Raw genomic sequence first — 22942 nt, 5'->3', positions numbered from 1 at the left:
GTCTGGACGCCCGCGATCAGCCCAGCCAAGTCATCGACCACGAGATGCGGCTTTCCTTACCGGACACCTTCTCCAAGTGGCCATCATGGATGGCCCTGGGCACGCCTGGCAGGTTGTGCTTCTGAAGAAGGTCTGCTGCAGGTCGCCGTGAGTATCGCGCACCAGCGACAGCGGCCGATCCTGAATGTGCGGCAGCATCTTCTCGGCGACCACTGCGTAGTAGGCGGCGAGCGTGGATTTGGTCACCTTGGTGCCTGGATACATGACCTTGTCCGGATGCGTCAGCTTGACGCCGACAGCAGCGGCGATCTCGTTGCCGGATCGAGATTGGCCGAGTCTCTGGGCCGTTTGCGCCTTTTGTTGAGAGTGCCGTCTACTCGGACATGAGGAACTCGGATACATGTCAATACGCTGCCTGGGATTCGGTTCCATGCCCAAGCACCGCGCCGGCGACCGTCGGCGCTCAAGGAAGAACGGCGCATAAGCCGCAGTCCTGCGCGCGGCCGCAACAGCGGACAATTGTCACGCGCAGGACGGAGGAAATTCGCCCCCCGCCGCGGGCGGTGAACAGGACAGCCGTAGGAGCGTCAGCATAGCGCCGGCCGCAGGACGGGACGCGGGACCGACTGTCCCCGTCCGCGGTGGTCCGCATGTTTTGGTTCGAAGCCCACCGGCTGAGATCGCGCAGTTCAGTTCTCGACAGTCCGACCGCTGATCCGCGATGATGCAAACAGGATTGAACCACACCAGAGCCGAGTTTGGCTGCAAGAAATCGATCTGGTCTTGCACCCTTTCGGCTTCTTCCTCAATTGCGTTGCAGCTTGTGAATTCCAAGCCTGACAGGCCCTCCCCTGTCACAACTCGTGCAGAAAGCGCTCGCTCGACCGAACTGAGAATGCGGCTTTTCCATTGCGCTCAATGAGGCGTTTTGCCGTTGCATGGTGCGAACATGATCTGCAACAAGCTCGCAACACATGCCACTCGCGAAATGTCGAGCGCCCATACAGGCCACCGTGAACGCTGCCAGGCGCTCTCAAGCGTCAACGCCGGTTGCTGTTTAGCTGGCGACGTCCCTTGGCACGCTTTCGGTCGGAGAAAAGCGAATATCCGCCGTCCTCCCGAAATCTGCAGCGACGCATGAGCCCCGGGCTTGACCCATTGCGTCGCCGAGATTTATTCCCTTGGGCGCCGGCATGGTGTGCCCCAGGAACCTCTTCCACAGTCGCTAGCCAATAGCGGGGCTCGAATTGATGCGGCTGAGCCCACAAATTGGTCGATCGCGCGGCCAATCGAAAGCCATGAAGAGAGGTGGAAACCCTGTAGTGCCGAAGTATCACGTTGAGGGGATGGATGGTGCTACGCAGACGGCCATACGGACAGTCAACGCCCATGTGGGCTGCGCTAACGCTTCGACGCGCCATCAAAGCATTGACCATGTTGGGGGGCGATCGCACCGCTGATGGCCAGCGAAGGCCAACAAGTGGTCCGGCTACCCTTGGAGCCAATCCGCATTTCTGGCGATTTTTCCCTGGAGCAATCAGTGCATTGACATGAACTCGGCCGTTTTATTGTTCCTTGCTGAGTGCAGGTAATCGTGCCGGAACTCAGCAAGAAAGGCCAGTCCTTCCCAATCATGGATGGTCAATTGGCCATTCACAAGTGATGTAAGGTGCTTCTCCCGAAGAGACTTGAGCGTGCGGTTGATGTGGACTGCCGACAGCCCTGTCGCCTCGCCAAGGTCAGCTTGAGTCACACCAAAAGCGCAGGTTTGATCGGACGCAAGTCCGGCATCTTCCATACGTAGCATGATTTCACAGAGAAGGTGGGCCACTCGGCCAAGCGCTTGGCGCTTCCCGACATTGACCACCCATTCGCGAAAAATCGATGCATCAACCAGTGTCGTTCGCCAAAGATTTGCCGCCAGCCTGGGGTGGCGTTCGCAGAGCAGCCGGATAGCCGAGTGATCTATGAAGCCAACACTGCAAGCGCTCACCGTTCGAACGTCGCTATCCAACAGATCGAGGTGCAGGCTCAACAGATCGGGCATGTCGCCAGGCACATGATAAGCAGTGACCTGACGCTTCCCGTCTCCTGTTACCTTCGAGGTGCTGGCTAAGCCAGCCAGGACCATTATGCACCGGGACGGCTGGTCGCCTTCCCGGACCAAGTTCTGGTTTGCGCCAATCGCAACGATCCTTATTCTTACCGCGTCGAGAGCTTGACGCTCACCTGACGTGAGGGTGAAGGCACGATGGAACTTGGCGGTTAAGGGGCTTTGATAAAGCATGTCGGCTCTCCGTTTGGGCGGGAGCGCTATGGTCTCTCAGTCACCCGCGGCCAGCAGAACGCGAATGATGCCCGACCTTATATCATAAACACCGGACCGACTTAACCTGTGATAAGTCTGGCACTGCTTCCGATGGTCCTTTCCCCATCGGCAAACACAGGCTCAACAGGATTGGTGCTTACGAGGGAAGCGGCCCATCATCGGGCCTCGAGTTGCGCAGCTGCGGCAGCAGCTATAATAGATCGTTCTCAAATTCGAGGACTCACACCATGACCGACGCCCCCGACCACGCCGCTGAACTGGTAGAACTCACGGCGGATGTGGTATCCGCGTACGTCAGCAACAATCCCGTGCCGGTCGCGGGCTTGGCGGACCTGATAGCCTCAGTGCACGGGTCGCTGTCTGGGATTGGCCATCGCGTGGCTGCCGCGACCGAAGAACCAGTGCCTGCGGTAAATCCAAAAAGGTCAGTATTTCCCGATTACATCATCTGTCTTGAAGATGGTAAGCGGTTCAAAACCCTTCGGCGACATCTGCGCGTGGATTTCGGTCTCACTCCTGACGCGTATCGAACGAAGTGGAACTTGCCATCCACTTATCCGATGGTCGCTCCCAACTATGCGGCCTCACGGTCTGCCATGGCGAAGTCGATCGGTCTGGGTAGGAAGGCACCGCAGCCCACGGCAACTGCAACGGGCAAGGCAAGGCCGACGGCTAAGGCTAAAGCGTAGCTTCCGCGATCACACCATTACCACCGCGGCACCAATCGGCGATGTATGCATCGCGGCGGACCTGTCCGCTCTTGGCCGGTGCCCACCCAGGTTCCCCAACCCATGGCGCCGGCCATTTGTGGCCCACACCTCAGCTTCGTATTGCTGCCCAATCTTTTCTTGTTGTAGGCCGCTTACGACGTTAATCTCCGCTTGGCCTGATTGCTGGGAGGCAACGCCATGGCTGACATAATTCCAATTCGCAAAGCACGCCCTTGTGTCGAAGTTGGCAAACCCTGTGGCGAGTGGTTTGTCCGCGTGATCGAGGAAGACCAGGAACTCACCCGATCATTCAAGCTCGAATCCTATGCCGTGGCCTTTGCAGAAGGCCAAAGGTCGCGTCTGCATCTCAACACGTTTTCGCGGCTGTAGAGCAAGCCTATGCAGAGGTCCGCAGGGTTACTGGCGAATTTGGGCGATAGCATCGAAGCCATCGCCGGCCACATTGCGACCATGGAAACGCGACAACTGCACCAATAGCTCAAGTCGTTGCCATCGAGATCGGAAATCGCCAGCGCGGAAATGGTGATGGGCATCCTCGTCTATCGAGAGGTTGAACTGCGCCGCCGGCGGGGGACGGGCGGCAACGTGCTGCCCTTCCCCGGTCTCGGGACTCCACCTATCCAGCACTAGGCAGCGACGCCGGACCTGTAAGAGGCCATCGGATAGCGCATCCCTGTCGGTGATTGTTCACGTTCTTGAGCAGCACTTCATGCGGATCCTGCACGGCCTGGTGATTGTCGCAGATCGGCGACAATCGGGCCGACGATTGCCTTGTGCAGCCGTTCCGCCTCGATCTTGAAGCGGGCGAGCTGTTCCTGCGAAACGTGTTGTGAGGGGTTTTCGTCTTGACCATGGTAGCGAACTCCGTTGAGGGGATCGCCGCAAACGGTTCTTGCACAAAAAAGCCCGTCGCGGTGAGCGACAGGCTATTATGACATCAGGGGATTAGAACTTGTAGGCGATGCCGAAGCGAACCTCGTTGGTCTTCAGATCAACGTCGGCATTGACCAGACCACCAAAGGATTCTGTACCGAAGTCGGTATAGCGATACTCGCCTCGCAGCAGCAGATTGTCGGTCATGGCATAATCCAAGCCCACGCCTATCGTCCATCCTGTGAATGTATCTCCGAACGAAGGTCCGCCTCCATTATTACTTATGTCGACATCGCCAAACGCAACGCCACCCGCAATATAAGGAAGAAAGCGATCAACGGCATATCCTAGGCGCAGTCTTGCCGCCGCACTCCAGTTGAGTTCTTCGGTGGCGATGCCGCCCGGGATCGGGATACCAGGAGCGCTGAAGACTTGGCCGCTGCCATCAACATTCGCATATACGACGTCCAGCTCCGCGCCAATCACAATGTTATTGGACATCTGATAGTTGTAACCGGCGTAGACGCCACCAAGGAACCCGTCGGGATCTGTGTCGACAAAGCCCGGCCCACCGATTTCGTCTATGTTGCCATTCCCCCAAGCATAGCCTGCCTGTAGGCCGACATACCCACCCGTCCAGCTAAAGACCGGCGCGGCTTCTGCAACGATGGCATCGGCAGCATACGCCGACGAAGCCAGCAGAGACAACGACAGACCAAGAAGCAGCTTCTTCATAGGTGATCTCCTGTAACTAACCTTTTTGGTAGCAGAGCGCGCCGATTGATGCAGTTGTTTTTCTGCCACAGTTGGCCGAATTCAAATCGGCCGCCCGCACTTACATGAGAACCTTATGCCAACTCGCTGGTGGCGATCGGATCGCCCCTCGCCACAGTGGGCAACTGCTCGGCCACCCAAACTGTCCGGAACCTTCAGGCCGGGAACACTCATTCCGGTATCCCAGAATTAACATCGAGGAGGGTACGATAAAGGCTGTCGACCTCCTTGTCGTCGAACGCCTCGGTCAGCTCGCTTTCCGCAATCCCCTCAGCCTCCGCGTCGGCGATTAGGCGCTTTGCGAGCTGCTCGATCTCCGCTCGCTCTTTCGGCGCACCGGCGTCGGATAGATCGTGTTTTTTTATCCATTGGTTCAAAAATAGGACGGCCGGCTTGCTCATTCGGAAACACCTGGGGCAAAGTGCACGACGGCATCGACCAGCGTCCGATATAGGCTATCAACCTCTTCGTCGATCTCTTCGCGCTCGATCGTCAAGGCTTTAGCGTCGGCATACAATTTGTGTATGTACTCACTTACCGAAACGGCGTCGGTTTTAGCCGTTTCGGGGAAATTGTTGCCGATCCAGCGATCGAGAAAGTTGACGCCGCGTGTGCTCATGAAGCCTAAGCTCGATCCAGCGCTTAGGTTCCAGCAGGGCGCTCGACGGCAGCTTCGTCGACCTCGGCTTCCATTTCGTCGTTGACAGTCTTGGTCTTGCCGAAGGCGGCCACCGGCTCACCGTCAAAGCCCTGCAGCCACGCGTCGGCATGCTCTCCCCAGTAGGCTGGCACCGCACGTCTCCTTGCCATCCTTGCTCGCTTGGGCGTACATCCAGGCGTAGGTGGCGCGCTCCTGATCTTTCCTAGCCACGGCCATCTGTGTCATCCTCTCGGAAGTCCTGCAGTGAGGCGTGGCGCAGGTCATCCTCGCCGCGCAGGTGCTTTACGCGGCCGATCAGCCCCGGCTTGACCCATTGCGTCGCAGGCCGCTTCATGACGCCCTTGGGCGCCGTGCCTGGGTGCTCTTGGACGCGTTTCCATAGCCTCTCGCGCATTTCCCGGTTCAAGGTGACGAACGCGCTGCCGACATAGCGCCCTGTGCCCCGCTCGGCCATGAGAGCGAAAGCCGGCTTGCCCGCTTCACGCTCGACGCCGAGCAGATCGAACTCGTCGATCGCATAGCACTTGGCCTTCAGCCAGTTGGCTGACGGACCGCTGCGGTATTTGCTGTCCTTCCGCTTCGACACCATGCCTTCAAGTCCGGCTTGGTCGAGCAAGTGGAGGATCGCCTTGGCTTCGCCGGGCAGAGGCTCGCTGAACTGAATACGCCGCCCGGGCTTGATCATGCTGGCCAGGATCTCGCGCCGCACCTCAAGCGCCATGTCGCGCAGATCGTGCCCATTGAGGTGCAATAGATCGAAGGCGACGAAATAGAGGTCTTGCTGTCGGCGGGTGATCGCTTTGCGCAGATCGCCGAAGTCCGAAAGGCCAGCTTCGTTCAAGACGATGATCTCACCGTCGACAATCGCGCTTTCGGCACCAAGACTCTTTGCCTCCCCCACCAGGTCGCGATATTTCGCAGTCCAGTCGTGGCCGTTGCGCGTATAAATGCGTGTGCCGTCTTCATCGATGATCATCTGCGATCGGTAGCCGTCGAACTTGACCTCGTGGGTCCAGCCTTCACCCTCGGGAGGGTTCTCCACAAGGGTCGGCATCAACGGCTCGATGAACTTCAAACGCATGCACTGATCCGCCCTCCGGCGATTCAATAAGATTGAGCTAAAATAGTTCCGAAACCGGAAATCAGCCTCTTGGGTGCAACAAACACGTCAACTCGGCGTTGCGGGATGAGCGAAGGAGGAATCGATATGGCCGACGACAAGAGCAAGCGGGACTTTCGCGATCGGGACCGGGTCTCGGCCGATGAGGATTATGAAGTCGAGTATTTCGCAGCCAAGGCCGGGATCACCCCGCAGCAGGTCAAGGAATTGATCGCGAAGCACGGCAACCAACGCGAAACGCTGGAGCGAGAAGCGAAGGCTCTGCGGAAATAATGACCAGGCTATCGGATCTCGGCAGACCAATAATTGGGCACCGACATGAAGGCCCGCCCGCGAGCGAACTCGCGCATTTCCTCCCTTGCCCTGTTTGCGGGCAACAGATCGATATGCGCGATTTTCGCCAGGTCGCTTATCATGCCGATCCGGATCACGATCAGCCTCTCGAACTAGACGCTTAGGAACACAAGTGTCGAAATACCACGTTGAGGAAATGGATGGCGATACCGTGACGGCTACCCACATCGTGCACGCGACAACGCCGATCAGGGCGGCGCGGGAAGCGACGGAGCGCGACGTCACCCTGCGCACCAGCGAACCCATTTGGATCAGGGTTGCCGACGAGAAGCGCGGGCACGTCTTCGAATACTGTTTCAGCCTGTAGCTGGCGATCCAACCCGGCTGAGTTTGGATGGCATACCATGCCGTCGACTTCGATACGCAAGTTCGACTATGACCCGAACACCAGGGTTCTCTCGGTTTGGTTTGTAGCGAGCGGGAAGCATTACGAGTTTTTGGACGTACCTGCTGAGGCCGTTGCCGCGTTCAAAGCTGCCTTTGCCAAGGGCGTCTATTTTAACAGCCACATCCGCAATCGTTATGCATTCCGGCTCGCGGCAGGGAGGGCAGCAGCCGCATCGGGCGATTGACAGAATTTCAGATTCGAGGCGGCCCGCGCCATCGCAGGGGAGCAACTGTGCGAATTGACCAGGTTCCGAGGGCAAACGAAAAGCCGGCCGGCCGGGCCAGCGGGCGCGTATTATACTAAGCTAAGTGCTGGGCCTATTTGCCCATCATCATCGCAGTTTTGCAGAAGTTTTCATGGGCCTGTCGGACAGGTCTGCCACGACGGCGTGACCCACGGCGACGGGTCGGCAAACAGCGCACTCCTGCGCATCCACTGGGCTTACGAAGTCGGTCGGCTGCTCTGCGATCATAGTGCCCTTATCGGAGAACCGCGCTGAGCTCCGCGCAGTCACCGGTCTTGGCTACGGCCGGATCTATGATCAAAGCCCTGAGCCGGAGCCATCCGGGGTCTACGCCTGCCGCCCCGTATTTATTGTCACAACAAGGGGAACAACGGCAGCTCGGCCGTGTTGGGCCAGTTAAGCAATATTGCAGGAGCACAACATGCATTTCGTCAAAGCGCTTTTGGCTGCGATCACCATCGGTCTCATCAGCCCGGGGGCAATGGCTCAGACCGCGACGCCGTCCCCGCAGGAATTTGTCAAAGCAGCTGCGAGTTCAGACATGTTCGAGATCCAGTCGAGTGAGTTGGCGCTGCGGAAATCGAAGACATCACGAGTGAAGGAATTCGCTCGCATGCTGATCAAGGACCACACGACTTCTTCCAAGCGGCTCATTGCGGCGGCAAAGAAGGACGACGTCGCAGTGGCGCCGGAGATGACAAGCAAGCATGCTGCCCAATTGGAAGCGTTGAGCAACGACAGCAGCGGGGCGTTCGATAACGCCTATATCGACGCCCAGGTGGCAGCGCACCAGGAAGCCCTGACGCTGATGACCTCCTATGCAGAAAACGGTCAGGCAAAACATCTGGCGGCTCATGCGAAAAAGACCGCGCCGGTGATCCGGCAGCATTTCAAACATGCCCAGCAACTGAGCAAGAGCGGTTCTCAGGGCTGAGTGGATCTGGCCACGACGTTGGTTCTTCGCGGCGCTGTGGAGTCTGTGGCCAACACTGCCTCCGCCCTCAGGAACGCTGCAACCTTTAAGCGGTGGTCGATGCAGGAACTCTAAAGGTGCGTCGCTCAGGTAGTCCGGCGTGCAAGCACCAGCGTCGTCGAATTTGCCAAACGAACAGGAGACCTGACATGCCAAAGCTAAACGAGACCTCGCATTCGAGACGAAGTGACTTCGCCAATGATGAACCCATTCGCCCGGAGGATGCCGCCGTGTTGGACAGCCCCGTGGGCCACGAAGACAGGCACGGCGCGGAGCCAGGTTTCGTGGGAGCCGACGATGTCGACCAGCCGCTCGGCGCAAGGCCCCGCAGCGAAATTACCGGTCGTCATGATGAAGGGGCAGGCGCCAATGAGACGATCGACGGCTTAAGCGAAACCGAGGAACTGACCCGCAGCTACGCCGAGGACATACCAACCGGTGACAATGATGAGGAGGAGGAAGACATCCCTGTCTTCGAAAGAGGCCGAAGCAACACCGAACTCTGAGCGCGCCAGGTTGAACCCCGCACGGTGAGGAACATGACAATGAGCACATTCGGACTTCGGGTTGCGTCTTTGGGGCTCCGGGCCTTTTTGGGACTGGCGGCCTCGCTGACTTTGGGCGTCGAGGCATCTGCGCAGACAAGTCAGCCCGCGCAGCAATCCGGCGACTCGTCGCAAACAGCCAAGCAGGGTCGACTGCCGGCGCAAGGATCGTCGCCGACCGCCAAGGATGATGTCGGCGTTGACGTCTCGCTCGGCCGGCCGGAGGTGAAGCAACAGGTTGCAAGACATCTGGGAGTGGCTGAGACCGAGTTGCCACTGGCGGTGCACGTACCGATCGCGCTCGCTTCGCAAGTCTGCGGGCAAGAGGTATTTACCGCCCGCGCCAATGTAAACCGAAGCTGCACCGCGACGAAATTCATTCCGGAAATCGCCGAGGCGGCACGCAACCATCCACAAACCTCCGCGGTACCGGAGCAGTAGCACCGAAAATGTCCGAACCCGGCGCGACGGTCGTGCCATGCTTACCCGAGGGTAGCGCTCCAACCCGGGGTAAATCAGCCAGCCCCACCGCCGTCTGTTTTTGGCGGCATGCATGATGGCGTTCGCCGCCATCTCTTAACCAATGTGAATGCTGTTGCTCCGCAGCCACGCTACGAGATCCTGTCCGAAGCGGAGGCAGGCAGATGCCACTGGAATCCCTGATCGATCAATATGTGAGCAGCCGCAAGCGGCGGGGTCTTTTGTCGATACGGCACGCTCTCGAGGCGTTGAAAGAGGCCGTTCCGGCGCTGTCGATCGGCGAAAGCCATCTTGTCAATATGATCGCCGAGCGAGCGCTCGCCTTTGGCCTCGCCATCCACTTCGATCATTCCGGCGAGAATGCCGGGTAGACTCCACGAGCGTCTGCTGATGCTACAGGACGAGGAACTCGGTGTTCGCGTAGCTTCATTGCCTGGTGGGCGGATCTTTCCGAGGCTGCTCCCATCCGTGTTCTGGGCGGGTGGTTAAAGTCGCCGAAGCGATGCCACGGCGTGCACCGAGCCCACCCCGGCATTGGACAAGCTCCCCCAGCTTTCGCCAGTTGGAGCTTTCGTCTACTCGCAGCAGCCCTAGCGAGGCTCGATCAGCCTCCGCGTTCGGCGGTCTCGGAAGTTTTGCTCCAGCGGGCGGTTCGGGCCGGCGAATTGAGGTTGAAACGAGAAGATGATGACGGACAACAAAACCGAGCGTGATTTTCGCGACAGGAACCGGGTCTCGTCCAACGAACGCAACGAACTCTTCCATTTTGCCCAGCAGAACGGCATCACGCCTGAGCAGGTGATGGAGCTCATCAAAGCCGTCGGGAATGACCGCGCCTCGTTGCGGCTGCGAAGGAATTGAAATCAGTTTCCCGGGGCGGCTCGCTTACGGCATGAAGCCTCGCTGCCGAGGAGAACCTTGAGCCGTGGTGAGAATTTGAGTGTAGCATCATCCTGACGCACACGCGGAGCAGGTCGAGCGTGAAAGTGAAAATTGTACCCCTGCCCAACATGCGGCAAGCGCTGGAGGTTCGAGGCTGCGCAGATCGGCTATGGTCACCCCGAACCATAATCCACTCCAACCCGAGTCCTGGACGCACGGCGTGGCACCGAGCCTACTTCCTGCCGTCGTTCAATAATAATCCCGCGCCGCAGTCAGCCAGCGAGATCACCGTCGTCTGCCGGACGCGTGTCGGCTTCCAAACTGACAACGCACCGCCTTTGTAGCGACGCTTTCCAGCCACGATCACCTGCGCAGCTTTGCCGCGCTCGCTGCGCACCAATAAATTCCATCTCCTTCCCTCACACTGATCTTGTTCAGGCGGTCGTTTTGCCGCTGCGGTAGGCGCTGTCCTTCCGCTTCGATCGCGGTAGCGCCCAGTATCAACGCTGCCAGATCAAACCGCACAATCAGCACCTCAAAGCTGATCAGCAGAAGCAGCAGTGAATCAGGACCTCGTCGATCAGGGTCAAAGGGCCAAGCACATATGTCTGGGCACGGTGACCGTGGCATAGCCGGCGCTGCAATGACGGCGTCGGTGCCCGTCTTGTGGAGCCGGAAAGCCCAACTTAGAAAACAGTCGGCGGTGCCGATCTCGAAGAAATTCTAGCCCGGCACGGTGAACAGGCTGGGGGCCGCATCGCGATCTAGGGTTCAGCACAACTCCGGCGGCATCGAGACGATCGACCTCAGCCCGGTCGGCGGCCCTCGGCCACGTCCATGACCAGCACGCGCAGCATGGTCAGCTGGCGCTTACCCTCCATGGCGCGCCCGTCGGCGACGGTCTGTCTCTTTCGGCTCAGGAAAACGTCACTCTGAGTTTGCTAAACGCGGTGCTGGACCGGTTACCACGCGTCAGATCTGGATCATCACCTTGCCGGCCTCGATTCTCATCGGATAGATCGCGAGCTTGACGCAGACCGGCGCGCCCTTGACCTGGCCGGTCGCAGAGCGGCCAATGTGCTTCAAGGCATTCGATGACGTCGTCGATCACCAGCCCTTCGGCTAGATGCGCCTTCTCATGGGTCCAATATCCGTCGGTGGCGAAGAGCTCGTCATCGGGCGAGCGGCAAACCGCGAGGATCGAAGCAGATGACATACTCTTCCTCGATGTCATCGACCGCGCACGCTTCAATCCAGTCGGCCATCTCCGGCTCCCGCACCATCCGCTATGGCTATTCAGCCGCCGCCGACATATCCACCTGGTGAAATTCGCCGCGATAGGGTCTGGCTGTCGGCGGCAATTCGCGCTTGAGATAAAAATCCTCGTACCGCAGCTGCTTCAGCAGCACCGGCCAGACCTCGCGATAGGCATGCCACATCGACGGGTTCGCTACCGGCAGGTCGTGCTTGATCAGCTCGTGCAGCCTCGGCAGCGCATGATAGGGCACCATCGGGAACATGTGGTGTTCGACGTGATAATTCATGTTCCAGTAGATGAAGCGGCTGACCGGGTTCATGTAGACGGTGCGGGTGTTCAGCCGATGGTCGACCACGTTGTCGGCCAGGCCGATATGCTGCAGCAACCCTGTCAGCACCATGTGCCAGCTGCCATAGAGGCGCGGCAGGCCGATCAGCACCAGCGGCAGCAGCGACCACGTGAACAGCGCCAGCCCGACTGTCGCCGCATAGATGGCGACATGCCAGCGCGCAGCGATCACCGCCTTGTGCTGCTCCATCTCGGGGATATAGCTCTTCTCTTCATCGGACAGCTTGCCGAACGCCTGGCGCACCAGCGCCGGCAGCGAATAGCGGAAATCGAGAATACCGGTGAAGGCGAGCGCCGCCCGCAGCAGATCTGGGGGGCGCATGACGGCGATTTCGGCATCGCGGCCGACGATGATGGTATCGGTGTGATGGCGGGCATGGCTCCAGCGCCATTGCACGGGGTTGCGCATCAGCATGAAGCTTGAGATCTGGTAGACGACATCGTTCATCCAGCGCGTCCGGAACGCGGTACCGTGGCCGCATTCGTGCCAGCGCGAGTCGCTGGACGAGCCGTAAAGCACGCCATAGACGAACAGGAACGGCACCACCCACCACGTGGCCCAGAACCATACGATGCCGGCGGCCGACACCAGGATCGCGGCGACCCAGATGATCGTGTCGCGGATCGCCGGCCCGTCGGAGCGTTGCATCAACTCCTTGATCGCCTTGCGCGGGACATCGGTGTGATACCATTCGGCCGAAGCCAATCCGGTCTCAATGGCGCGCTTGGTGCTTTCACCGACCAGGCTGTAGTCGCGCTTCCTGCTTGCCGTCATCGTCATCTCCGCTTTCCCGCCTGCGCTCCGCAAGGGCCGCCTGGGGCCGGCCGGGCCGCGCCTGCTTCCGTATTCCGGCGCACTTCCCGCCCGCCGCGGCAACCGATCGTGCGTTTCAAGCCGGTCACGCCTGCAGTCTCGCAAAAGCGCCCGACGGCGCAGGGTAATCCTGTTGCGGCTGCCGGGCGATCGACCCTATCCTCGCTTCCGCTTGGGCGATCTGGCCGGCACCGTCGAGCACCCGGAACACGGCGTCATAGGAGCGGCTTTCGCCATGGTCCAGCCAGATCATCTCGCCCCGTTCGCGCGCGGCGAGATTGCCCAGAACATGATGCGTCGAAGGTTCGATTCCCAACGCATATAGGCCGGCCTGGAAGTTCTGCCACTGATAGGTGCAGGGCAGCTGATCCTTGCGGGTAACGACCTCGAAGCCGAGGCCCAGGTGGTCATTGACGACGGCCACCGGCACCTCGCCCGCCGCATCGGAGCCAAGCTCGTGCTCCCAGACCTGCTCGCTGAACCCCAGCTGCGGCGCCGGCACGGTTCGGTAGCCGACTTTCTGCGCCTCGTAGCGTTCGCCGGCGTGCGCCGCCCAGACGACATCCCGGATCGGCGCCAGGTAGCGCGAACCCTCGTCGAGCAAGGGATGGCTGACATTGACGTGATAGAAATACATATGCGGCGTGCGGCTGAAACCGTGATTGACGACGCGGTCCGACAGGCGGATCTCGCTGCCGCCGACATCGGCCTCGATGCGGCGCAGCAAATGGAGATCCTCGCCGAACACGGTTGCCTGCTGGACGATGCCTTCCGCCCACAGCACGCAGCGGTCGCCGTCCCAGGCCTCGCCGTAGCCGGTCAGCCGCGCCGGCACGGTGCCGATGCGGCCATGCAGCGAGTGCAATACCCGCTTGCGCCCGGGATAATTGTAGCTTTCGGCCGGCACGTCTTGCCGGCCCAGTATATGATCGAGGCCGCAGGTGACGAGCAGCCCCGAGAACGACCGGCCAAAGGCGAAACCGTCCTCCCCTTCATGCTCGTGCAGTCCGGGGTGGCGAAAGCCACTCGGCGAATGCCAGCCGATCGCCTGGCCCCGGAAGTCGCAATCGGCGATATCGAGCGCCCGGTCGACCAGCGCCGTGAAGCGCAGGCCGGAGCCGGTGCGGAACTCGAGCATCCGGATGCCGCGCTCCACGCCGTCGCCGAGCGTCATCAGCCGCACGCCGGCAAACTGCGACAGCATGCCGGACCGCTCGGCCACCTGCCTTCGCGACAGCGTCTTGCCGTAAAGCTCTACCATGCGACGTCCTTCACTTTGCCCTCGCCTCCTTGAGCAAGGCCGACATGTCGGCGCCGGTGATGATGCTTTCCACCGTCAACAGGTCGGTGTCGGCGACCGTCTGTTCCGCGACGATTTCGCCGCGGCGCATGACGATGATGCGGTCGGCGACCTGGAACACGTGGTGGATGTTGTGGGTGATGAGCAGCACCGAGTGGCCGGCGTCGCGCACCTCCTTGACGAAGCGCAGCACGCCGTGGGTTTCCTCGACGCCAAGATTGTTGGTCGGCTCGTCGAGTATGATCACCTTGGCGGCGAACTGCATGGCGCGCGAGATCGCGATCGATTGCCGCTCACCGCCCGAGAGCGTGCTCACCAGTGCATCGGCATCGAGCTTTTTCGAAATGCCGACCCGCTTCAGCAGCGCCGAGGCGGCGTTGCGAAGCTTGGCGAGATCGAGCGGCGCAAACACGCCGAGCCAGCCGAAATTGACCGGCTCCCGGCCCAGGAAAAGATTGCGCGCGATGCTGAGGTCCGGCGCGAGCGATGTGTCCTGATGGATGGTCTCGATGCCGAGGTCCATCGCGTCGCGCGTCGAGCGGATCGATGCCTTCTCGCCGCGCACGAAGATGTCGCCGTGGTCGGCCGGGAAGACGCCGGAGATCGCTTTGATCAGCGTTGACTTGCCGGCGCCATTGTCGCCGAGCAGGGCAACCACCTCGCCTTCGTTGAGGGTGAACGAGGCGTTCTTCAGCGCACGCACGTTGCCGAAGGACTTTTGCAGGTCTTGCAGACGCAGCACTTCCATCGTCAGCTCCTTGCGGCGTTCTTCTGCAGCAAAGCGTGCAGGATGAGCATGGCGAGGATGATGACGCCGACGAAGATGTTGTATGCCAAGCCCGGCACGCCGATCAGCACGATGCCGTTGCGGATGGCGCGCAGCATCAGCGCGCCGACGATGGTGCCGAGGATGGTGCCGCGCCCGCCGGTGAGCGCCGTGCCGCCGACCACCACCATGGCGATCACTTCGAGTTCGTAGCCGGTGCCGGCCACCGGCGAGGCGGCCGAAATCCGGAACGCGCTGATCATGCCGGCCAGCCCGGCCACCACCGAAGTCAGGATGAACAGCCAGATCTTCACCGCGTCGGCCGGCACGCCGCGCGCCACCGCTGCGTTGCGGTTGCTGCCGATGGCGCTGATCCAGTTGCCGAGCTTGGCGTAGCGCAGGATGTAAATCGCCAGCAGCGACAGGCCGATGAACCACCAGAGCGAGGTGTAGAACCGGAACGAGCCTACATTGAAGCTGCCGGCAAGCAGCGTGACGAAGAAGCCGGGCTGGTCCCACGACTTCAGGGGGAATCCCTGCGTGATGTAGAGCGCCGCGCCGCGCACGACGAGCAGCATCGACAGCGTGACCAGGAAGGAGGAAATGCCGATCTTGGTGACGATCAGCCCGTTGATGGCGCCGATCGCGATGCACAGCACAAGCCCGGCCAGGAGGGCGACGCCGATGTCGATACCGCCATTCTGCACCAGCAGCATCACCACGACGGGCGCAAGGCCGAACACGGCGCCGACCGACAGATCGAACTCGCCCGCCGTCAGCAGCAGCGTCATGCCGAGAGCGATGATGCCGAGCTCGGGCAGGAACGCCATCATGTTGGATATGTTGAGCGGCGACAGGAAGTTGCCGTCGGCGATGGCGAACACCACGAGCAGCACGATGAGGATGATGAGCGAGGAGAATTGCGGCGAACGCAGCAGCGCAGACCTGCCCTTCGCTCGCTGCGTGTCGTCGTCTGCTGTGATTGCCATATCTGTCAGGACCATGCGTTTCGTCCGGCGCCCGCCATTTCGCGGCGGGCGCCGATTGTCGTCACTTGTTGTAGAGTTTCAGGATCGGCTCGACGCTCGAGGTGTCGTAGAGGCTGAATGTGTGAATGTCGTAGCCGATCGGCTCGCCAGAGGCCGCAAGCCCGAGCAGCGCCACCGGCATGAAGCCCTGCGCCGACGGGTACTGCCAGGCCGCAGCATTGACGAAGCCGGACTTGACCGCCTCGGCCGTCTCCTTTGAGTTGCCCCAGCCGACGACCGGGACCTTGCCGGCCGACACACCGGCCCCGTCGAAGACGCGTTTGATGCTTGCTGCCACGGAATCGCCCAGTGCAATGATTGCCGGCGGATTGTTGGCGACCATGTAGTCGGTCATCTTGGCGATGATGCCGGCCGGGTCGGTGCCGCAATCGACCACGTCGTACTTGATGCCGAGCGGATCGAAGACGCTGGCGATGCCCTCGGTCTCGAGCTGCTGGTAGCTGGCGCCCGGCACTTCGACCGGCAGGAACACCTTGTCGCCCTGCTTCACCATCTTGTGGTCGACGAGATACTTGGCCCAGATGACGCCCGCTTCCCTGAGGTCGGCCCCGACATAGGCCTGCCGCCCGGTCGCCGGATCGTCGGTGTTGAAGAACACGATCGGTATGCCGGCGGCCTTGGCGGCCTTCACCTCCTCCGTCCACAGGCCGGGCTGAGCCGAGGTGGTAGCGATGCCGTCCGGCTTGGCGGCGAGCGCCGAGTTGAAAGCCTCCTTCTGCGCCGCCATGTCGCCGCCGCTGAACGAGATCTTGCAGGTCACCTTGAGCTGGTCGCAGGCCTTGGTCGCGCCGGCATTCCAGTCGATCCAGAACGCGTCCGAAGGGCCACCATGCGACAGCAGATAGAAGGTCTTCTGGCCGTCCTGCGCGAATGCCGGCAGGCTCAAGGAGACCCCGGCTACCAGCGTTGCCGCGGCAGCCACTTTCAATGCGAATTTCAACATTCATTCCTCCCTTGGTTGGAGTTGCGCCGCCATGCGCCGGCGGCGCAACCGGCGCTCACAGGCCGTTGGCGCGGAACTTCCCGTCGAGGAATTTCTTCGCGCGCGGCACGTCGTCTTCCGAGAGATGCTCGATGATGACCGGGATGTTTGGGTGCTTTTCCGCCAGCCGCTGCAGATAGAGATCGTAATTCAGCGATCCCAGCCCGGGCGCCGGCAGCTCGATCTCGCCGACGCCGCGGAACGTGTGGCTCTCCATCGCATCCTCGTCGCCGATGTCGGCATGCTTTTCCGACTTGTCGCTGCCCGAACGCTTGACGTCCTTGGCATGTGCGATCTTGATTTTGTCGGTCAGCGTATCGAACACCTGGTTCAGGATCTGGTCCATCCGGTCGATGTTGTGGGTTTCGAAATAGTTGGTCGGATCCATCAGCAGGCCGAGGCCCGGATGGTCGACCTGCGCGAACATCTTCACCGTCTCCTCGACCGAACCGACGACATTGTTGACGTAGGTCTCGAGCAGGAAGACCGCGCCGTGGTCATAGGCGGTCTGGGCAAGCTCGGCGATCACCTTGCGGCATTCCTCGAATCCTTCCTCGGTCTTGTTCTTCGGGTGATGCACCCAGTCGGATTCGGTGTTGTAGGTACCGGTCTCGGAGATCACGTAGGGCGAGCCGAAGGCGCGCGCATTGCGGATGATCTCCTTGAGATAGCCGACGCGCTTGTCGCGCTCGGCCTTGTCGGGATGAATGATGTTGGTGTAGCCCGACACGCAGCAGATCGGCAGGTTGTTGTCGCGGAAGACGTCGCGCACCTGCTTGGCCTTGTCCTCAGTGATCTGCCCGGCCGACAGATCGATATCCCTGAAATGCAGGTCGATCTGCACCGTGTTGAAACCGAGCCCGCGGATCTTCTTTGCCGTCTCTTCGAGGCCGTACGGGAAATAGCCCGTGAAAATACCTGCCTGCATCATGATGTGAACTCCTCCCTAAGCGATTCAGTTGGCTGATTTTATCGAGATTTCGGAAACCTTGACGGTGCGGCCCTCGTCGATCGAGCGGTAGCCGGCCTCGACCAGCGCCATCGTCTTGACGTTGTCGGCAACCGATAATGCCGGCGGCGCACCGGTCTTCACCGCGTGCTGCAATTGCTCCATCACGCCGATGAAGGCATGCGGGAACCACATCGTGTCCCAGCTCGGGCTGACCCATTCGCCGCCGGTCGTCTCGGTCGAGGCATAGGTCAGCGTCGAGGCCACGCCTTTCGGCCAGCCGATCGTGCCTTTGGCGACACCCTTGGTGCCGTCGACGCGCCAGTTGATGTGCTGGTCGTCCAGATAGCCCTCCTGGCGCGGTCCGGACCAGACATCCTCCAGCGACACGGCGAGCACGCCGGAGGGAAAGCGCAGCGTCGAGACGGCGATGCCGTCGCTATGCTCGAATGTCGTGCGCGGGTCCTTGCGTGTCAGAGTGGTGATTTCCGAGGGATCGCCGAACAGGAAGCGCAGCACGTCGAGATGATGCACGCTCATATTGGCGAGCGTCAGCCGGTCGTAGTCCTGAAGGAAAGTCTGCCAGTGCGGGATCGCATGCATGTCGATCTGCGCAAAGACGATGTCGCCCAGTGCGCCGCTGTCGATGATCTGCTTCAGGACGCGCATCGACTGGTCGTAGCGCATGTTCTGGTTGACCGAGAGGATCTTGCCTGACTTGACTGCCTCGTCGCGCAGCTTCACGGCTTCATCGACCGACAGCGCCAGTGGCTTCTGCGCCAGGATCGCCTTGATGTGAGGCTGCTTCAGCGCATGGCGGATCAATGCCGGCTGCTGGTCGGGTGGAAAGGCAAGGTCGACGATCTCGATCTCGGGATTCTCGATCAGCTGTTCCGGCGTGTCGTGGACGGTCGGGATGTCCCAACGCGCGGCGACCTTCTGCGCATTGGAACGGGTGCGCGAGGCGATCGCCACCACGTTGAACTCCGCTTCGCGATAGGCTGCCAGATGGCACTCGGCCATGATCATGCCGGCGCCGATGCAGCCGATACGGTATTCTTTCGTGCGGACCTTCACGTCCGGCTCGAAGCCTTCGCTCGCCATGTCTTCCTCCCGAAGTTCTGTTTTCGCAGCCGCGATCATCTCGCCAACGCGCCTCCGTCCTGCCCGAAATAGTGCACCCGGGCCGGCTCGCAGGATATCGCTACCGCCGCATCCGGCCTGATGTCGGGCTGGCCGCGCAGCAGCGCCTTCAGCCGCGCCTCTCCGGCGGCGAGCGTTACCACCGTGTAGCCGCCAAGCGGCTCGACCTCGAACACGCGTGCCGGGCGGCCAACGCCCCCGTCGACCCAGGGCCGGACCTTGATGTCCTCCGGCCTCAGCCCGATTTCGATCGCGTCGGCCGGAGCAGCGCGATCGTCGATGCTGACCGCGCCTTCGGCGGCCTCGATGCCACCGTCGCCGCGCACCGATTTGAGGATGTTCATGACAGGCGAACCAAGCAGTCGCGCCACATAGGTGTTCGCCGGGCGGTCGTAGATCTCGGACGGGGCGCCGATCTGCCGGATCCTGCCATTCTCCAGAATGGCGATGCGGTCGGCGATCGACATCGCCTCTTCCTGGTCATGGGTGACGTAGATCAGCGTCTTGCCGAGTTCGCGCTGGATGCGCTTGAGCTCGACGCGCGTTTCCTCGCGCAGCCGCGCATCGAGCGCAGAGATCGGGTCGTCCATCAGATAGGCGTTCGGGTCGCGCACCAGGGCGCGGGCTATGGCCACGCGCTGCCGCTCGCCACCGGAAAGCTGCGCCGGCGGCTTGTGCAGGATATGGCCGATGTGGAGCTTGGCGGCCACGTCGGCGACACGCTTCTCGATCTGGGCCTCGGCGACCTTGCGCTCGACCAGCGGGAAACGCACATTGTCGCGCGCGCTCATATGGGGGAACAGCGCCAGGTTCTGGAACACCATGGCGACATTGCGCTCGGCCGGCGAGACGGTGTTGACCGGTTTGCCGCCGATCAGGATCTCTCCGGCATCAGGCGTCTCCAGCCCGAGCACGAGGCGCAGGATTGTCGATTTGCCCGCCAGCGGCGGCCCGAAGAAGCAGAAGAATTCGTTGTCATTGACGGTGAACGAGGCGTCGTCGACGGCGAGCGTCGTGCCGTAGCGCTTGCTGACATTGCGAAAGACGATATCGGCCATGTCAACCTGCCTTCATCGCAATGCCGCTGCGGGCATCGAAGACACGCACGGACGATGCCACGGGGGCGACGACGGCAAGCTCGCCGATCGACAGTCCGACATTATTGTCGAACACCGCCTTCACGGCGGTCTCGCCATCGCCGAGATGGACGACGGTCCTCGCGCCGATCCGCTCGACGAAGCTCACCGGCATGGCGAGGCCCTGCCCGCTCTGCACCAGCGACACCTGTTCGGGCCGGAAGCCGTAAAGCACCTCGGAGCGCGATCCGCGCAAGGTGGCGGCCAGCTCATCCGGCAGCGTCGGCGTGACCCCCAGCGGCCCGAGATCGACCACCAGGCCCCGATCGCTCTCCGCCGGCCTCCCCCTCAGCAGGTTCATGCCCGGGGCGCCGATGAAGCGTGCGACGAAGACGTTGGCCGGATTGTTGTAGACTTCCAGCGGCGTTCCCACCTGCTGCAGCACGCCGTGATCCATGACGGCAATGCGGTCGGCCATGGTCATGGCCTCGAGCTGGTCATGGGTGACGTAGACCATCGTCTGCCTGAACTGGCGCTGCAGCTGCTTGAGCTCGGTCCGCATCACCGCCCGGAAGGCGGCGTCGACATCGGACAGCGGCTCGTCGAGCAGGAAGATCGCCGGCTCCATGATTGCCGAGCGCCCGATCGCCACCCGCTGCAGGATGTTGACCGAGAGCCGGTCGGCCTTGCGGTCGAGCAGCGGCGTCAACTGCAGCAGCTCGGCGGTGGCGCCGACGCGGCGGTCGATCTCGGCTTTCGCCGCACCGCGCATCCGCGGCCCATAGGCAAGGTTCTGGCGCACCGTCATGTGGGTGAAGATGGCGTAGTTCTGGAAAACGAAGCCGACGCCGCGTCGGCCCATGGGCACGCCGGCCATGTCGCGCTCGCCAAACAGGATCTTGCCGCTGGTCGGCTCTTCCATGCCGGCGATCATGTTCATCGTCGTCGACTTGCCGCAGCCCGAAGGCCCGAGCAGCGCCATGAACTCGCCATCGGCGACATCGAGATCCATGGTCTTCAGCGCCGTGAACTCGCCAAAGGTCTTGACCAGGTTGCGCAGCTGGATCGCGCTCATGCCGGCACCAGCCTTGCCCGCGCCATGCGCTTCATGGCGAATACGGCAACGATCGAAAGCACGACCAGGATGGCCAGCGCGATCGCCGCCACATAGCCCCAGATCAGGTCCTGCGTCGTGACCTTGTAGATGTAGACGGAGATCGTCTCCGTGGCGACGCCGGGGCCGCCGCCGGTCATGATGTAGAGCGTGTCGAAGATCTTGAAGTTCTCGATGACGCGGATCGCCAGCGCGATGATGATGATCGTCTTCATCTTCGGCAGCACGATGGTGACGAAGCGCTGCCACGGGTTGGCGCCGAGCAGGGTCGCCGCCTTGATCTGGTCCTGCGGCACGCCGACCAGGCCGGCAAGCAGGATCAGGAACATCAGCGGCGTCCACTGCCAGATATCGGCGATGATCACCGCGATCAGCGCCAGTGTGGGGTCAGACAGCCAGGCGATGGTGACGCGGGAACCGCTGAGTGCCGACAGGATGTCGTTCAGCGGCCCGCCCGACTGGAACAGCATGAAGAACATGTAGCCGGCCACCGCCGGAACCACCATCATCGGCATCAGCAGGATCGAATAGAAGATCCGCTTACCCGGAAAATCGTCCGCGAACAGCGTCGCCAATGCCAGGCCAAGCAGGAATTCGACGGGCACGCACACGACCATGACGATGGCCGTGCGCCTCAGCGCGCTCCAGAAGCGCGCATCGGCGGCAAGGTCGGTGTAGTTGGCGAAGCTGTTCCACATCTCCCATGCGTTCCACCAGCCGAGGCCGGAGAGCGGCGACCAGTCGGTGACGCTGATGTAGAGCTGCATCAGCAGCGGGAAGACGGAGATGAAGAGCACCAAAACCTGCGCCGGCAGCGTCAGCCGGAATCCCAGCCGCGCTCCCTCGTCCCGCAGCGCGGGCTTGCCAAGCGCGGCCTTTGCGTCCTTTGAGACAGTCACGGTCACCGCGCTCATTGCTTGAGCGCGCCGAACGTCAGTCCGCGCACCAGATGGCGCTGGATGGCGATGCCCATGATGACCGGCGGCACCGCGGCGATAAGACCGAGCGCGGCCTTGGCGCCATAGAGCTGCCCGGTCATCGAGGAGGACAGCGAGGCCATGTAGACGGGGATCGTCACCCATTCACGCGTCGTCAGCAGCAGCGCGATCAGATAGTCCGACCAGTTGAGGATGAAGACGAAGAGGGCGGCGCTGGCCAGGGGTGCGCGCATCATCGGCAGCGTGATGCGCGTGAAGACGCGCAACCGCGAACAACCTTCGACAAGCGCCGCTTCCTCGATCTCGCGCGGCATGTCGTCGAAGAAGGTCTTCATGAGCCAGAAAGCGAACGGCAGGGTGACGATGCCGTAGATCAGGGCCAGGCCAAACCAGCTGTCGGTGAAGTTCAGGAAGGCCCACATGATCATGACCGGGATCATCACCGCCATTGGCGGAAACAGCCTGAGCTGGATCAGCGCCAGCGGCAGGTTCTGGCCGGAGCCGAAACGCGACAGCCCGTAGGCCGCAGCCGTGCCCGCCGACATTGCGATCGCCGTGCCGAACACCGAAGACAGCAGCGACGACAGGATCGGCTTCAGCGCGGTGCGGTCGAGCGCCACGATCAGATTGTTGTTGGACTCGCCGAAGACGAACTGGAAATTGCCGAGCGTCGGGTTCTTCGGCCACCATGTCAGGTCGGCGCCGGTCGCCGACCATTCGGCGATCGGCTTGAAGGCCATCGACACCGTCCACAGGATCGGTACCAGCGTCACCGCCATCGCTGCGAAGATCGCGGCGTAGCGGAATATCTCGAAGGGGACGGAACGCTTCATCTGGCTGCTTTGCTGGTG

General features: G+C 61.5%; 29 protein-coding genes and 1 pseudogene. 10 read left to right on the top strand and 20 right to left on the bottom strand.

The features are described from left to right. Nucleotides 1-30 precede the first annotated feature (30 nt). Both ligD and NKJ75_RS05105 read right to left on the bottom strand, forming a co-directional pair. Nucleotides 31-432 (bottom strand): non-homologous end-joining DNA ligase LigD, encoded by a 402-nt coding sequence (ligD, locus tag NKJ75_RS05110; protein ID WP_352462977.1) that lies wholly within the window; start codon nt 430-432, stop codon nt 31-33. 1105 nt (nt 433-1537) lie between these two features. Continuing rightward, the gene (locus tag NKJ75_RS05105; protein ID WP_023686036.1) at nt 1538-2287 is read right to left on the bottom strand and encodes a Crp/Fnr family transcriptional regulator; all 750 of its coding nucleotides are present in this window, start codon (nt 2285-2287) and stop codon (nt 1538-1540) included. Nucleotides 2288-2556: 269 nt separating this feature from the next. Here NKJ75_RS05105 and NKJ75_RS05100 point away from each other — a divergent pair, with 269 nt between their 5' ends. Together NKJ75_RS05100 and NKJ75_RS05095 are read left to right on the top strand one after the other, a co-directional pair. After that, nucleotides 2557-3018, top strand: coding sequence for a Ros/MucR family transcriptional regulator (locus NKJ75_RS05100; RefSeq protein ID WP_023673144.1), 462 nt, complete (start codon nt 2557-2559; stop codon nt 3016-3018). A gap of 219 nt (nt 3019-3237) precedes the next feature. Continuing rightward, a complete protein-coding gene (locus NKJ75_RS05095; RefSeq protein WP_023673145.1) occupies nt 3238-3429 on the top strand; it encodes a hypothetical protein in 192 nt (63 codons plus the stop codon). A 576-nt stretch (nt 3430-4005) separates the two neighbouring features. Here NKJ75_RS05095 and NKJ75_RS05090 read toward each other — a convergent pair. The 5 genes from NKJ75_RS05090 to NKJ75_RS05070 all read right to left on the bottom strand — a co-directional run bounded on the left by NKJ75_RS05090 (nt 4006) and on the right by NKJ75_RS05070 (nt 6449). Then, complete coding sequence (locus tag NKJ75_RS05090; protein WP_023673148.1) at nt 4006-4668, bottom strand: outer membrane protein; 663 nt, start codon at nt 4666-4668, stop codon at nt 4006-4008. Nucleotides 4669-4877: 209 nt separating this feature from the next. Beyond that, the gene (locus NKJ75_RS05085; RefSeq protein WP_023673149.1) at nt 4878-5108 is read right to left on the bottom strand and encodes a DUF768 domain-containing protein; all 231 of its coding nucleotides are present in this window, start codon (nt 5106-5108) and stop codon (nt 4878-4880) included. Next, the gene (locus NKJ75_RS05080) at nt 5105-5326 is read right to left on the bottom strand and encodes a DUF768 domain-containing protein (protein ID WP_023673150.1); all 222 of its coding nucleotides are present in this window, start codon (nt 5324-5326) and stop codon (nt 5105-5107) included. The genes NKJ75_RS05085 and NKJ75_RS05080 overlap by 4 nt, the downstream gene beginning before the upstream one ends. A 23-nt stretch (nt 5327-5349) precedes the next feature. Beyond that, on the bottom strand, nt 5350-5499 hold the full coding sequence (locus tag NKJ75_RS05075; RefSeq protein ID WP_023673151.1) for a hypothetical protein: 150 nt from the start codon (nt 5497-5499) through the stop codon (nt 5350-5352). Nucleotides 5500-5570: 71 nt separating this feature from the next. After that, entirely contained in the window at nt 5571-6449 is an 879-nt protein-coding gene (locus NKJ75_RS05070; protein WP_352462975.1) for an ATP-dependent DNA ligase, read from the bottom strand. A 126-nt stretch (nt 6450-6575) separates the two neighbouring features. Here NKJ75_RS05070 and NKJ75_RS05065 point away from each other — a divergent pair, with 126 nt between their 5' ends. The 8 genes from NKJ75_RS05065 to NKJ75_RS05030 all read left to right on the top strand — a co-directional run bounded on the left by NKJ75_RS05065 (nt 6576) and on the right by NKJ75_RS05030 (nt 10333). Continuing rightward, nucleotides 6576-6761: a DUF3606 domain-containing protein gene (locus tag NKJ75_RS05065; RefSeq protein ID WP_023700484.1), complete on the top strand. Its 186-nt coding sequence runs from the start codon at nt 6576-6578 to the stop codon at nt 6759-6761. A 193-nt stretch (nt 6762-6954) separates the two neighbouring features. Beyond that, nucleotides 6955-7149 (top strand): hypothetical protein, encoded by a 195-nt coding sequence (locus NKJ75_RS05060; RefSeq protein WP_352462974.1) that lies wholly within the window; start codon nt 6955-6957, stop codon nt 7147-7149. A gap of 37 nt (nt 7150-7186) precedes the next feature. Beyond that, on the top strand, nt 7187-7414 hold the full coding sequence (locus NKJ75_RS05055) for a KTSC domain-containing protein (protein ID WP_023673160.1): 228 nt from the start codon (nt 7187-7189) through the stop codon (nt 7412-7414). 481 nt (nt 7415-7895) lie between these two features. Beyond that, a complete protein-coding gene (locus NKJ75_RS05050; protein WP_023746332.1) occupies nt 7896-8408 on the top strand; it encodes a DUF4142 domain-containing protein in 513 nt (170 codons plus the stop codon). Nucleotides 8409-8596: 188 nt separating this feature from the next. Then, entirely contained in the window at nt 8597-8953 is a 357-nt protein-coding gene (locus tag NKJ75_RS05045; RefSeq protein ID WP_352499260.1) for a hypothetical protein, read from the top strand. Nucleotides 8954-8992: 39 nt separating this feature from the next. Beyond that, on the top strand, nt 8993-9433 hold the full coding sequence (locus NKJ75_RS05040) for a hypothetical protein (protein ID WP_023707404.1): 441 nt from the start codon (nt 8993-8995) through the stop codon (nt 9431-9433). Nucleotides 9434-9636: 203 nt separating this feature from the next. After that, nucleotides 9637-9843, top strand: coding sequence for a hypothetical protein (locus tag NKJ75_RS05035; protein ID WP_023673164.1), 207 nt, complete (start codon nt 9637-9639; stop codon nt 9841-9843). A gap of 316 nt (nt 9844-10159) precedes the next feature. Beyond that, entirely contained in the window at nt 10160-10333 is a 174-nt protein-coding gene (locus tag NKJ75_RS05030) for a DUF3606 domain-containing protein (protein WP_023731698.1), read from the top strand. 253 nt (nt 10334-10586) lie between these two features. Here NKJ75_RS05030 and NKJ75_RS05025 read toward each other — a convergent pair whose 3' ends face one another. The 13 genes and pseudogenes from NKJ75_RS05025 to NKJ75_RS04965 form a co-directional block, all read right to left on the bottom strand. Continuing rightward, a complete protein-coding gene (locus NKJ75_RS05025) occupies nt 10587-10754 on the bottom strand; it encodes a hypothetical protein (protein ID WP_156935602.1) in 168 nt (55 codons plus the stop codon). Between the two features lie 572 nt (nt 10755-11326). Continuing rightward, a pseudogene (locus NKJ75_RS05020) lies at nt 11327-11619 on the bottom strand (Rieske 2Fe-2S domain-containing protein). A gap of 27 nt (nt 11620-11646) precedes the next feature. Beyond that, on the bottom strand, nt 11647-12741 hold the full coding sequence (locus NKJ75_RS05015; protein WP_023685252.1) for a fatty acid desaturase family protein: 1095 nt from the start codon (nt 12739-12741) through the stop codon (nt 11647-11649). A 118-nt stretch (nt 12742-12859) separates the two neighbouring features. Then, nucleotides 12860-14035 (bottom strand): aldose 1-epimerase family protein, encoded by a 1176-nt coding sequence (locus tag NKJ75_RS05010; protein WP_023673170.1) that lies wholly within the window; start codon nt 14033-14035, stop codon nt 12860-12862. 10 nt (nt 14036-14045) lie between these two features. Then, nucleotides 14046-14828, bottom strand: coding sequence for an ATP-binding cassette domain-containing protein (locus NKJ75_RS05005; protein ID WP_023693351.1), 783 nt, complete (start codon nt 14826-14828; stop codon nt 14046-14048). After that, nucleotides 14825-15829 (bottom strand): ABC transporter permease, encoded by a 1005-nt coding sequence (locus NKJ75_RS05000; protein ID WP_050586906.1) that lies wholly within the window; start codon nt 15827-15829, stop codon nt 14825-14827. The genes NKJ75_RS05005 and NKJ75_RS05000 overlap by 4 nt, the downstream gene beginning before the upstream one ends. A 61-nt stretch (nt 15830-15890) precedes the next feature. Continuing rightward, on the bottom strand, nt 15891-16832 hold the full coding sequence (locus NKJ75_RS04995) for a sugar ABC transporter substrate-binding protein (RefSeq protein WP_023746325.1): 942 nt from the start codon (nt 16830-16832) through the stop codon (nt 15891-15893). Between the two features lie 55 nt (nt 16833-16887). After that, nucleotides 16888-17802 carry a sugar phosphate isomerase/epimerase family protein gene (locus NKJ75_RS04990; RefSeq protein ID WP_352499259.1) on the bottom strand — a complete coding sequence of 305 codons (915 nt, stop codon included), beginning with the start codon at nt 17800-17802 and terminating at the stop codon, nt 16888-16890. A 24-nt stretch (nt 17803-17826) separates the two neighbouring features. Beyond that, nucleotides 17827-18924, bottom strand: a complete 1098-nt coding sequence (locus NKJ75_RS04985; protein WP_352499258.1) for a Gfo/Idh/MocA family protein — start codon at nt 18922-18924, stop codon at nt 17827-17829. Between the two features lie 35 nt (nt 18925-18959). Further along, nucleotides 18960-20021, bottom strand: a complete 1062-nt coding sequence (locus NKJ75_RS04980) for an ABC transporter ATP-binding protein (RefSeq protein ID WP_023746320.1) — start codon at nt 20019-20021, stop codon at nt 18960-18962. A 1-nt stretch (nt 20022) separates the two neighbouring features. After that, the gene (locus NKJ75_RS04975) at nt 20023-21114 is read right to left on the bottom strand and encodes an ABC transporter ATP-binding protein (protein WP_352499256.1); all 1092 of its coding nucleotides are present in this window, start codon (nt 21112-21114) and stop codon (nt 20023-20025) included. Beyond that, nucleotides 21111-22067: a carbohydrate ABC transporter permease gene (locus NKJ75_RS04970; protein ID WP_023834197.1), complete on the bottom strand. Its 957-nt coding sequence runs from the start codon at nt 22065-22067 to the stop codon at nt 21111-21113. The genes NKJ75_RS04975 and NKJ75_RS04970 overlap by 4 nt, the downstream gene beginning before the upstream one ends. Further along, nucleotides 22064-22924, bottom strand: a complete 861-nt coding sequence (locus NKJ75_RS04965; protein ID WP_023746317.1) for a carbohydrate ABC transporter permease — start codon at nt 22922-22924, stop codon at nt 22064-22066. Before NKJ75_RS04965 ends, NKJ75_RS04970 begins: the two co-directional genes overlap by 4 nt. Nucleotides 22925-22942: the final 18 nt, after the last annotated feature.

This window comes from Mesorhizobium sp. M0058, assembly GCF_040323095.1.
GTDB lineage: Bacteria > Pseudomonadota > Alphaproteobacteria > Rhizobiales > Rhizobiaceae > Mesorhizobium.
Note: the sequence above shows the minus strand (reverse complement) of the source record. Positions and strands in the feature narration are given on the sequence as shown.

Bases quoted from the DNA above. Each gene is read 5' to 3' on its own strand.
- ligD (WP_352462977.1), bottom strand. From the start codon at position 432: ATGGAACCGAATCCCAGGCAGCGTATTGACATGTATCCGAGTTCCTCA.
- NKJ75_RS05105 (WP_023686036.1), bottom strand. From the start codon at position 2,287: ATGCTTTATCAAAGCCCCTTAACCGCCAAGTTCCATCGTGCCTTCACC.
- NKJ75_RS05100 (WP_023673144.1), top strand. From the start codon at position 2,557: ATGACCGACGCCCCCGACCACGCCGCTGAACTGGTAGAACTCACGGCG.
- NKJ75_RS05095 (WP_023673145.1), top strand. From the start codon at position 3,238: ATGGCTGACATAATTCCAATTCGCAAAGCACGCCCTTGTGTCGAAGTT.
- NKJ75_RS05090 (WP_023673148.1), bottom strand. From the start codon at position 4,668: ATGAAGAAGCTGCTTCTTGGTCTGTCGTTGTCTCTGCTGGCTTCGTCG.
- NKJ75_RS05085 (WP_023673149.1), bottom strand. From the start codon at position 5,108: ATGAGCAAGCCGGCCGTCCTATTTTTGAACCAATGGATAAAAAAACAC.
- NKJ75_RS05080 (WP_023673150.1), bottom strand. From the start codon at position 5,326: ATGAGCACACGCGGCGTCAACTTTCTCGATCGCTGGATCGGCAACAAT.
- NKJ75_RS05070 (WP_352462975.1), bottom strand. From the start codon at position 6,449: ATGCGTTTGAAGTTCATCGAGCCGTTGATGCCGACCCTTGTGGAGAAC.
- NKJ75_RS05065 (WP_023700484.1), top strand. From the start codon at position 6,576: ATGGCCGACGACAAGAGCAAGCGGGACTTTCGCGATCGGGACCGGGTC.
- NKJ75_RS05055 (WP_023673160.1), top strand. From the start codon at position 7,187: ATGCCGTCGACTTCGATACGCAAGTTCGACTATGACCCGAACACCAGG.
- NKJ75_RS05050 (WP_023746332.1), top strand. From the start codon at position 7,896: ATGCATTTCGTCAAAGCGCTTTTGGCTGCGATCACCATCGGTCTCATC.
- NKJ75_RS05045 (WP_352499260.1), top strand. From the start codon at position 8,597: ATGCCAAAGCTAAACGAGACCTCGCATTCGAGACGAAGTGACTTCGCC.
- NKJ75_RS05040 (WP_023707404.1), top strand. From the start codon at position 8,993: ATGAGCACATTCGGACTTCGGGTTGCGTCTTTGGGGCTCCGGGCCTTT.
- NKJ75_RS05035 (WP_023673164.1), top strand. From the start codon at position 9,637: ATGCCACTGGAATCCCTGATCGATCAATATGTGAGCAGCCGCAAGCGG.
- NKJ75_RS05030 (WP_023731698.1), top strand. From the start codon at position 10,160: ATGACGGACAACAAAACCGAGCGTGATTTTCGCGACAGGAACCGGGTC.
- NKJ75_RS05015 (WP_023685252.1), bottom strand. From the start codon at position 12,741: ATGACGATGACGGCAAGCAGGAAGCGCGACTACAGCCTGGTCGGTGAA.
- NKJ75_RS05010 (WP_023673170.1), bottom strand. From the start codon at position 14,035: ATGGTAGAGCTTTACGGCAAGACGCTGTCGCGAAGGCAGGTGGCCGAG.
- NKJ75_RS05000 (WP_050586906.1), bottom strand. From the start codon at position 15,829: ATGGCAATCACAGCAGACGACGACACGCAGCGAGCGAAGGGCAGGTCT.
- NKJ75_RS04995 (WP_023746325.1), bottom strand. From the start codon at position 16,832: ATGTTGAAATTCGCATTGAAAGTGGCTGCCGCGGCAACGCTGGTAGCC.
- NKJ75_RS04990 (WP_352499259.1), bottom strand. From the start codon at position 17,802: ATGATGCAGGCAGGTATTTTCACGGGCTATTTCCCGTACGGCCTCGAA.
- NKJ75_RS04985 (WP_352499258.1), bottom strand. From the start codon at position 18,924: ATGGCGAGCGAAGGCTTCGAGCCGGACGTGAAGGTCCGCACGAAAGAA.
- NKJ75_RS04980 (WP_023746320.1), bottom strand. From the start codon at position 20,021: ATGGCCGATATCGTCTTTCGCAATGTCAGCAAGCGCTACGGCACGACG.
- NKJ75_RS04975 (WP_352499256.1), bottom strand. From the start codon at position 21,114: ATGAGCGCGATCCAGCTGCGCAACCTGGTCAAGACCTTTGGCGAGTTC.
- NKJ75_RS04970 (WP_023834197.1), bottom strand. From the start codon at position 22,067: ATGAGCGCGGTGACCGTGACTGTCTCAAAGGACGCAAAGGCCGCGCTT.
- NKJ75_RS04965 (WP_023746317.1), bottom strand. From the start codon at position 22,924: ATGAAGCGTTCCGTCCCCTTCGAGATATTCCGCTACGCCGCGATCTTC.